Genomic DNA, 9442 nt, shown 5'->3' on the forward strand with positions numbered 1-9442 from the left:
ACAGGGAAGTGTGGGCAGAAACGATAACAGCAGTGGTGCCGCAGACCTTGGCCAGTTCCTCCACGCACATGGCGTAGGACAGAACGTCGCCGCCGGCGCCGCCGTACTCCTTGGGGAAGTAAATACCCATCATCCCCAGCTTGGCCATCTTTTCGACGGTCTCCATGGGGAACCGCTCCTCTTCGTCGATCTCCTCAGCCAGAGGCTTCACTTCGTTCTCGGCGAATTCACGGTACATCTTCCGGAGCATCTGCTGCTCGTTTGTCAGATGAAAATCCATATACCATTAACTCCTTTTCTTGTTGGTGCTGACTTCAATTACTTGGAATAATCATAGAAGCCCTTGCCGGTCTTCTTGCCCAGCAGGCCGCCGCGGACCATCTTGCGCAGCAGCAGCGCGGGACGGTACTTGGAGTCGCCGGTCTCATTGTACAGGGTCTCCATAATGGCCAAGCACACGTCCAGGCCGATGAAGTCGCCCAGAGCCAGGGGGCCCATGGGATGGTTGGCGCCCAGCTGCATGGCCTTGTCGATGTCGGCCACGGAGGCGACGCCAGTCTCTACCAGGCCGATGGCCTCATTTATCATGGGGATCAGGATCTTGTTGACCACGAAACCGGGGGCCTCAGCCACTTCGACGGGCTCCTTGCCGATCTCCTGGGACAGCTTATAGACGAAATCGAAGGTCTCCTGGGTGGTGTTGGCGCCGCGGATGATCTCCACCAGCTTCATGCTGGGCACGGGATTGAAGAAGTGCATACCGATGACGGGATGCTTCAGACCGTTGCCCATCTCGGTGATAGACAGAGAAGAGGTGTTGGAGGCGAAGATGGCCTCGGGCTTGCACAGGCCGTCCAGCTCATTCAGCAGCTCCTTCTTGGTAGCCATGTCTTCCTTGACGCACTCGATGATGAGATCCGCGTCGGCGCAGGCGGACTTCTCCTCCACCAGCACGTTGGCCAGCAGGGCGTCCACAGCCTCCTGGGTCATCTTGCCCTTCTCCACCCGCTTCTGCAGGGAAGCAGCCAGCTTATCCTTGTGCTTCTGCGCGGAAGCGACGGAGCTGGCATACATCAGGGCGGTGTGGCCCTTTGCCGCGAAAACCTGCGCAATGCCGCTGCCCATGGTACCTGCGCCAAAAACTGCAACCTTCATGATTTTTCCTCCTGTTATTTTTGAATAAATTGTTTGGTTTCCTTGTTTCATGCCTTTCGGCACTCCAGGGGGCCGGGCTGTGCCGCCCCTCCGGGAGAACACAGAGTCATTCCGATATTGCCAATTTACTCACAAACTTTATTATAGGGTGACTGGCGGCATTTATCAAGTATAATTTGTGCAGTTTGCGAAAAATTTCACGTTTTTTACACTTCATACAAATTGTTCGTTAAACTTTATACAATTTTGTTAATGCATTCACAAGGCCCTTCGTTCCAGTTGTATCTGCCGGAAATCTCACAGCCTCTCGGCCGCCTCGCACCGGAGCCAAAATGCCAGGATCTCCTCCTTAGCCGCCTCCGCCCGGGAAAGAATGGCAGGGTGCCCACCGGATGCAAACAAGCGCACGGCGGCATGGGGCATCTGCGCCGCCATCGCCTTGTATTCCTCTTCCAAATCCTGTCTGCACATGGGGTCCTCCCGGCTCCCCATCAGGAGCACCGGCGGCCGCATCTGCTCCAGCGGGCCGCAGAACAGCGGCCGTCCGGAGGCGGCGCATCGCAACAGGGCATCCGTGTCCCGGTCCACCACCGCCTCCCAGTCCGGTCCCTGGCACCATGCATAAAATTCCCGGGCTGCCTCGTCTCTTTTGGCGCGGTCCCGCTCTGCTGTCAAATCCCGCGCAAACCCCGGGTGAAGGCTCCGCCCGTCAAAGCTGTCCGCCACTACGGCGCCTACTGCGCCGGGTGCCAGCAGGGCCGCGTTCATGGCGGCCCAGGCGCCGCCGCTGGTTCCCAGCAGACAGGGCCTCTCATAGCCCGCCGCCCGGATCAGGGCCAGGGCCTGCCGAGCCTCTTCCTGCCACAGGTCCGCCGGAAACGACTCCACCCGGTCGGAGCGCCCGTTTCCCAGAAAGTCCAGCAGCACACACCGGAAATGAGGCGTATAGAGTGGAAGCAACGGCTCAAACAGCCGGGATGAGGCGGTATTGCCATGGAGAAAGATCAGGACCGGGCCCTCGCCCGCCTCCTGATAAAACATGCTTCTGCCGCAGTAGGGCACCTTGGGCACATCGCTCCCCCCTCCCATTTGGGCTATCATATCATCTCTTTGCTTTCCGCGCAAGCAGGAAATCCACGCCGCCATTTACAGCGCCGGGTCTGTATGGTACAATAGCATTCTGAATGTACGGAGGACTCCCCGGCGGGGTCTTCCTGAAATCGGATCGGGAACCGACCCAGGAGGATGTTGACACATGCGGATGCGAAAGAAAAAGAATCTGATCCCCCGGATGGAGCGCTGCGGCGACCGCCTGATCCGGGAGCCCTACTCCATGCCGGGCAAGTGGCGGGAGCTGATGCCCCAGGCCCGGGAGCTGCGGCTGGAGCTGGGCTGCGGCAAGGGCCGCTTCACCGCCGGCACAGCGGCGGCGGAGCCGGACGTGCTGTTCATCGCTGTGGAGCGGGTGCCGGATGCCATGGTCATGGCCATGGAGCGGTGTGCGGCCCAGGGGCTCACCAACGTGTTCTTCATCGACGCCAATGCTGACCAGCTGCCCCTGTTCTTTGCCCCGGGAGAGGCGGACCGGATCTATATCAATTTCTGCGATCCCTGGCCCAGCAACCGCCACGCCAAGCGCCGCCTGACCCACGGCAACTTCCTGCGGCTGTACCGCCAGGTGCTGAAGATGGGCGGGCAGATCCACTTCAAGACGGACAATCAGGACCTCTTCACCTTCTCCGTGGAGGAGCTGCCTCTGTTCGGCTTTGAGCTGTCCGAGGTCACCCGGGACCTCCATGCGAATGGCCCGGTGGGCGTCATGACGGACTACGAGGCCAAGTTCCATGAGCAGGGGCTGCCCATCTGCCGGTGTGTGGCCACCATGGTTCCCTGGGAGGAACCCTTCCCCACCGACATTCGGCGGGTGAAGAACCGCTGGCTGGACGTTTTTGCCGACGGCGTGTCCGACGCGGAGTTGGGGAGGCATGTGCTGTCGGATGGGAATTACCTGTGGCATCTCTTCTCCTGGAACCTGGTGCCCTGCCTGTCCGGCGACGCGGCCCGGCAGGCTCTGTCGGAGGCATCCGGTGAGAAATACCTCTTTTATTATGAAGAGCCGCCGGAGGGTGAGCCTCTGGTGCGGCCGGTGACGGCGGAGGAGCTGGTTACCCTGCCCGCAGATGCACGCGCCATTCCCGGAGCGGACTGGTATGTGGTAGACAAGGATTTCACCTGGACGTTTGCGCAGACCCATGAGGCGGACTGCGGGCCGTACTTCTGTCGGAAAGCCTGACCGAAGGGGCACAACGGGGATTGCCTCCCCTCCGCCCCTGGATATACAAAAAGCAGCGCTCTCCCATTTGGGAGGGCGCTGCTCACATAGTCTGGAAAGGGATCTTACGCCTTCTTGGCGATCTCGGTCAGCTGGGTGAAGGCGGCGGCGTCGTTGACAGCCATCTCCGCCAGCATCTTCCGGTTGATCTCAATGCCAGCGACCTTCAGGCCGTGCATGAAGGTGGAGTAGTTCATGCCGTTCATCTTGCAGGCGGCGGAGATGCGGGTGATCCACAGGGAGCGGAAATCACGCTTCTTCAGCCGGCGGCCGGTGTAGGCATAGCTCAGGGACTTCATCACGGCCTGGTTGGCCACACGGAAGTGCTTAGACTTGGAGCCCCAGTAGCCCTTCGCCATCTTCAGGATCTTATTTCTTCTCTTGCGCGTCATCATCGCGCCCTTGACTCTAGCCATTTCAAAAACCTCCTATTTGAACGTCTCGTGTCTTACTTGTAGGGGATCATCTTGCGGATGGCATCCACATTGGTGGTATCCGCATAGCCGCCGGCACGCAGACGACGAGTGCGCTTGGTATCCTTCTTGGTCAGGATATGGCTCTTGTAGGCCTTGGCGCGCTTGACCTTTCCGGTCTTGGTCAGATTAAATCTCTTCTTTGCACCACTGTGGGTCTTCAGCTTCGGCATAATGGTTGCTCCTTCCGTATCGTTGAAATCAGATTACTTGCCGGATTTGGGGGAGAGGAAGATGGACATCATCCGGCCCTCCAGCTTGGCGGGCTTATCCAGATTGGCGGTTTCGGCGCATTGTGCGGCAAACCGGTCCAGCAGGTCCCTGCCGATGTCGGTATGGGCCATCTCCCGGCCGCGGAATCGGACCGAGACCTTGACGCGGTTGCCGTCGGCGATGAACTTCTGCGCGTTTTTGAGCTTCGTATTGAAATCCCCGATGTCGATGCCCGGAGACATCCGAATCTCTTTGATCTCCACCACGTGCTGGTTTTTTCTGGCCTCTTTTTCCCGCTTGCTCTGCTCGAACCGGAACTTGCCGTAGTTCATCAGCTTGCACACGGGGGGAACGGCCTGCGGCGAGATCTTGACCAGGTCCAGGCCCTGCTCGTCGGCGATCTTCAAAGCTTCCGCAGGGGGCATGATGCCGAGCTGCTCGCCCTCGGAACCGATCAGGCGAATCTCCTTGTCTCTGATCTCCTCGTTCAGTTCATGCACTACTTTACTAATGGTCGAAGCACCTCCATCTCAGAATCACAAAACGCGGATACCATGCAGGCATCCGCGCAACAACAAACCACCGCCCGGTGGTCTGATTACAGCAGTGTAAACCTCTTTGCCAAATCGCTGGAGGTGAGGCGGATGCAGTCAGCCTTCTTTGTTTTGCTGGATTAGTATAGCACCCTTTTGTCCTTTTGTCAATCCATTTTTTCCTCCGGTGACAAGGTTTTTTCCAGCCTCCGCGTATAATTTCCGCAGCTGGCGGTGAGACTATGCCATGTACTCAAGCAGGCGAAAGGAGGTGTCCTGATGAGCAACCGCGACAACCAGAACAAGCGCGATGCCGGCCAGACTCAGCAGAAGGAGAACCGTGAGAACAGCCAGCAGAACCAGAACAAGGCCCAGAAGGAAAACCGCAAGTAACTCCCCTGGAATCGCCATACGGCGGGGCAGACGCCCCGCCGTATTTCTTTTGGAGAGAAGGGCTTACCGCCGGATGAACTGGAGGTTCACATCCACGTTGCCGCCGATACCGGCCACAGAGCACTTGCTGGAATACTGCCAGTAGTCCATGTGATAGTACAGGGTGGGGTACAGAAGCTCGGAGCTCTCGCTCTTGTACTCGGGGTACCAGGAGAGATACGGCTCCAGAGCGCCCTGGTCATATTTGATGTAGCTGACATACTGCCCGGCGTAGACCATGGCGTCGTAGCCGGCCTCTTCGATGCGCTCGCAGAACGCCACTGCGCAGGCGGTGGCCATCTCCGGCGTGGTGCCGTAGACCCGGTAGGTGCTGTCGTGCATCTCCCAGTCGTAGGCCACGGGGCCGTCGATCTCGTGGCCCTCCAGCAGGCTGATGACAAAGTCCGCCTCCTCGATGGCCTCCTCCACGGTGATGGCCTGGGCGAAGAAGTAGACGCCGGTCTCGATGCCCGCCGCCATGGCCCCGTCAATATTCTGGGCGTAGAAAGCATCCTCCATGATGCTGCCGGAGCCGTAGCCCCGCAGGCCGATCCGCACCATGGCGAACTCCACGCCGTCGGCCTTGGCGGCCTCCCAGTCGATGGTGTCGTTGGCGCTGGCCCGGTTCTGATAGGCGGACACGTCGATGCCGAAGCGGGTCCGGTAGTCGTCACCGGTATAGATCAGGCGGTCCGGACGGTCCGGGTCCCACATGAAATCTCCCTGGGAGAAGCGGTTCCGCTCCACCCCGGCGTAGATGGGGATCTGTTGGTTGCTGTATGTCAGATACTCCCCTGTGGTCTCCGAGGGCGTGTACACGTCGCCGGGCTGGATGGCCGGCGGCTGCTCCGGCTCCTCCGGCCGCTGGGAGAGGTCCGTGACCACGGCGCTGCCGAAGTTCCGTACCGCGCCCTGGATGGTCACGTTCTCCAGGGTCACCGTCCCGGTGACGCCGGGGGCCAGAATCAGATCCCCCGTGATGGTCATGTCCTGGAGGCAGGCCCCCTCCGCCGCGTTGACCATCACCGTGCCCTCCACGTCCTGGGTGTAGGTGGTGCTGGTCTGGATCAGCACCTCGATCATGTTGTCCAGGATCGTCACGATCTCCGCCCGGGTGATGGCGTCCGTGGGACGGAAGTACCCGTCGGAGGAATCCGTGATGTAGCCCAGGGCGGACATCTCCGCCAGATACGGCTTCGCGTAATCCGCCACCTGGTCCGCATCCAGGTAATAGACCGTTGCGCTCTCCCCCGAGATGTTGAAGGCCCGTGCGATCATGGTCACCGCCTGCTGGCGGGTGATGGTGTCCCCGGCCAGGGCCTGCCCGTTGTTGCCCAGGTAAACGCCGGAGGCGTGGAGCTTCAGGATGGCATCCTCCCAGTAGTTCCCGCTCAGATCAGAGAACGTCCCGGCGGGCGAGGTGCTTTGGAATTTCAGGAAGCGGTCCAGAATGCCCGCAAAGGCGCCCCGGGTGATGGAGTTGTCCGGCCGGAATGTGCCGTCCTCATAGCCGTTGATGATGCTGTACTCCTCACTCCATTTCGTGATGGCGGTCTCCGCCCAGTGGCCCGTCGTATCGGTAAAGGCCGCCCGGGCCGGCAGTACCAGAGACCCCACTGTCACTGCCAGCGCCAGCAGCGCCGCAAACACCCGTTTTTTTCCCATGATCCGCTTCCTTTCCTGTTTTTTCGACATACCGTGTCCCAAAAAAGTCCCACCGCAGTGCGGAGGGACGCTATAATTGGTTTACATATTATCACAGCCGCTTCTCCCTGTCAATCTCCCGCAGGCAGAAAACGGGCTTTGCAAATTTTTCCGGAAGGTGAATAATCAGGGCAAGCTGGTCCGTGTTATGGGTGAAAGGAGCTGAGGACCCTGACTTCGTTTGGTACCGACGAATCCATCCGCCGCACGGTGGCTGCGTACAGCCCCATGCTGCTGCGGATCGCCATGACCCGCCTGTCCTCTCCCGCCGACGCGGAAGACGTGGTGCAGGAGGTCTTTTTGAAGCTGCTGACCACCCGGCCGCACTTCCGGGACCTGGAGCACGAAAAGGCGTGGCTGATCCGCACCACGCTCCACCGGGCCTGCGACGTGGCCCGGGCGGCGGAGCGGCGGAATCTCCCCCTGGAGACCGCGGAGGTCCTTCCAGGCGGAGAGATGCCGGAGCCCTCCCCCATCCTTTCCGCCGTGCAGGCCCTGCCGGCGAAGTACAGCGCTGTCATCCACCTCTATTATTATGAGGGCTATTCCATCAAGGAGATTTCCAAGCTGCTGCAAATCCCCCTCCCTACCGTGGGGACCCGACTCTCCCGGGGGCGGGAGCGGCTGCGCCAACTTTTAAAGGAGGATGTGGAATGAATCGCCAGAACTACCGCGCCGCATTTGACGCCGTGGACTTCTCCCCGGACTTCGAGGAGCGGACTCTTCAAAAGCTGGCAGCCATGCGGCACGCATCTGAAAAGGAGCAGAACAAGATGTCCATGAATCGCACGAAAAAAATTACCCTGCTGGCTGCGGCGGCCGTGGCCCTCCTGGCCGTGACTGTGTCCGCCGCCGTGCTGTGGCTGACCCCCGCCCAGGTTGCGGAGGAACTGAACGATCCAATGTTGGCGGAGGCCTTCCAGAGCGAAGCCGCCGTGATCCTCAATGAGACCCAGACCGTTGGGGACTACACCGTCACCCTGATGGGGATGGTCAGCGGCGCCAACATCTCCCAGTGGTGCGCCGATGTCCAGGAAAGCCGCACCTATGCCGTGGTGTCCGTGGTCCGAACGGACGGCACACCCCTGACAGAGGAGAACTATGACGTGGTCCCCTGCGGGGCCTTCACTGTTACGCCCCTGGTGTCCGGCTATGATCCCCGGGCCGTCAACGTGTTCACCCTGAACGGTGCCTGCTCCTCCTTTCTGCGGGACGGCCGGGCCTATTATGTACTGGACACGCAGAGCCTGGAGATATTTTCGGATCACACGGTATATCTCGCGCTGTATGAGGGATTCGCCGCCCCCTCCTATGAGCGTTTCTCCCTGGCAGAAGACGGCACAGTGGATCTGCGGGACAATGTGACGGGCTGCATGTTCACCCTGCCGCTGGACACACATACAGCCGATCCGGACGCTGCCCGGGCCTTTGTGGAGAGTACCGGTATCCCATGGGAGCCTATGACGGATGCGCAGCTGGCGGTGCAGGAGGCGCATGAGGACCTGGAAGTGGAGAAATCCGCGGACGGGGTGGGGAACCAGACCTTCCTGATTCAGGAGGCCAACTGACGAATTGTATACAGCAAGGGCGGAGAGGGGCTCCCTCTCCGCCCTTGTCTTTTCTGGTCAAGCTGTTTGTGTTTGCGGGGGCCGCGGGACCGGAACCACCGCGTCCCGCAAAATGGACTCTGAGCGGAAGGCCGACAGCGCCAACCCGATCAGGGCGCAGTCCACCATGCTGTGGAGATTTCCCGTCACCAGAGGGAGCTGGGCGCTGAACAGCACAAAGCCCAGATTCAGCGCCGCCGCAAAGGCCGACTGCACCGCCAGCGTCAGGACAACGGCCAGTGCCAGCAGCTTTCCGCTCTGGCTTTGCTGGCAGGCACATCGCCGCAGCATCCACAGCAGCAGGACAGCCAAAACTGCCAGCAGGAGCAGATAGGGCAACCACCCCAGTTTGTAGACCATGGTGGTGGGCAGAAAATCGTGGTTCCACTCCGGCAGCATCATCTCCGGGAGCAGTTCCCTGCCCCAGACCGTTTGCGGCTGGATTGAGAGGTCTCCTCCCTTCCCCATCAGGCGGGATGCCCCAAGTATCCGGCGAGCCATTACAGCCTGATACCCCGCCCCCTGTGGGTCTATCTCCGGGTGCAGGAGAATCTGAATCCGCGCTGCATTATAGCCCGCCACCAACAGCATCCACAGCACCGCTCCAGCCATCACAGCAGCCAGTCCGCCCACCGCCGCCAGTCCCTGCCGCCGGGGCACGGTGAACCAGTCCATCTGGATAGCGAGCAACAGCAGAAAGCAGCCAATAACCATCACCTGAATCATCCCCTGAATAAAGGGCGCACACATACAGACCACCGTCAAATGGATGCCGCCCGCCACGGCAGCCAGCAGGCCCCGCCAGCCCTTTCCCCGGCAGGCATACAGCCACAGTGCGTAGACTGCCGGATAGAATAGCACCACATACCGGGTGAAGTAAGAGACGTTGTTGACTATGGGAGAAAACCTCAGGAACAGCACACCAACGATAAGGGCGCTGATGTACACCCACTTGGCCCAGCGCAGCAGCCGGGAGACGTCCAGGAAGTAGGC

General features: G+C 60.3%; 11 protein-coding genes. 3 read left to right on the plus strand and 8 right to left on the minus strand.

The window, feature by feature from the left end:
* The 3 genes from QVE23_RS08855 to QVE23_RS08865 form a co-directional block, all read right to left on the minus strand.
* On the minus strand, nucleotides 1–280 hold a 280-nt coding region (locus QVE23_RS08855; protein WP_287967961.1), incomplete at its 3' end, for an acyl-CoA dehydrogenase family protein.
* Nucleotides 281–318: 38 nt separating this feature from the next.
* Nucleotides 319–1158 (minus strand): 3-hydroxyacyl-CoA dehydrogenase family protein, encoded by an 840-nt coding sequence (locus QVE23_RS08860; RefSeq protein WP_429835899.1) that lies wholly within the window; start codon nucleotides 1156–1158, stop codon nucleotides 319–321.
* Between the two features lie 294 nt (nucleotides 1159–1452).
* Nucleotides 1453–2226: an alpha/beta fold hydrolase gene (locus tag QVE23_RS08865; protein ID WP_336303977.1), complete on the minus strand. Its 774-nt coding sequence runs from the start codon at nucleotides 2224–2226 to the stop codon at nucleotides 1453–1455.
* A gap of 184 nt (nucleotides 2227–2410) precedes the next feature.
* Between QVE23_RS08865 and trmB the strand changes: the two genes are divergently transcribed.
* Nucleotides 2411–3448: a tRNA (guanosine(46)-N7)-methyltransferase TrmB gene (gene trmB, locus QVE23_RS08870; protein ID WP_287555024.1), complete on the plus strand. Its 1038-nt coding sequence runs from the start codon at nucleotides 2411–2413 to the stop codon at nucleotides 3446–3448.
* Nucleotides 3449–3552: 104 nt separating this feature from the next.
* On the opposite strand, the gene rplT is transcribed toward trmB, so the two are convergent.
* The 4 genes from rplT to QVE23_RS08890 all read right to left on the minus strand — a co-directional run bounded on the left by rplT (nucleotide 3553) and on the right by QVE23_RS08890 (nucleotide 6803).
* Nucleotides 3553–3903 carry a 50S ribosomal protein L20 gene (rplT, locus tag QVE23_RS08875; RefSeq protein ID WP_021750187.1) on the minus strand — a complete coding sequence of 117 codons (351 nt, stop codon included), beginning with the start codon at nucleotides 3901–3903 and terminating at the stop codon, nucleotides 3553–3555.
* Nucleotides 3904–3935: 32 nt separating this feature from the next.
* Complete coding sequence (gene rpmI, locus QVE23_RS08880) at nucleotides 3936–4133, minus strand: 50S ribosomal protein L35 (protein WP_021750186.1); 198 nt, start codon at nucleotides 4131–4133, stop codon at nucleotides 3936–3938.
* A 33-nt stretch (nucleotides 4134–4166) separates the two neighbouring features.
* On the minus strand, nucleotides 4167–4673 hold the full coding sequence (gene infC / locus QVE23_RS08885; protein ID WP_021750185.1) for a translation initiation factor IF-3: 507 nt from the start codon (nucleotides 4671–4673) through the stop codon (nucleotides 4167–4169).
* Nucleotides 4674–5162: 489 nt separating this feature from the next.
* A complete protein-coding gene (locus tag QVE23_RS08890) occupies nucleotides 5163–6803 on the minus strand; it encodes an S-layer homology domain-containing protein (protein ID WP_287967963.1) in 1641 nt (546 codons plus the stop codon).
* A gap of 249 nt (nucleotides 6804–7052) precedes the next feature.
* On the opposite strand from QVE23_RS08890, the gene QVE23_RS08895 reads away from it, so the two are divergent.
* Nucleotides 7053–7499: an RNA polymerase sigma factor gene (locus QVE23_RS08895; RefSeq protein ID WP_273482328.1), complete on the plus strand. Its 447-nt coding sequence runs from the start codon at nucleotides 7053–7055 to the stop codon at nucleotides 7497–7499.
* The gene (locus QVE23_RS08900) at nucleotides 7496–8410 is read left to right on the plus strand and encodes a hypothetical protein (RefSeq protein WP_021748704.1); all 915 of its coding nucleotides are present in this window, start codon (nucleotides 7496–7498) and stop codon (nucleotides 8408–8410) included. The genes QVE23_RS08895 and QVE23_RS08900 overlap by 4 nt, the downstream gene beginning before the upstream one ends.
* 57 nt (nucleotides 8411–8467) lie before the next feature.
* On the opposite strand, the gene QVE23_RS08905 is transcribed toward QVE23_RS08900, so the two are convergent.
* Nucleotides 8468–9442 (minus strand): FtsW/RodA/SpoVE family cell cycle protein (locus QVE23_RS08905; protein WP_287967964.1); only part of this gene is annotated, 975 nt, incomplete at its 5' end.

It is taken from the genome of Oscillibacter sp. KLE 1728 (assembly GCF_934833455.1).
GTDB lineage: Bacteria > Bacillota > Clostridia > Oscillospirales > Oscillospiraceae > Oscillibacter > Oscillibacter welbionis.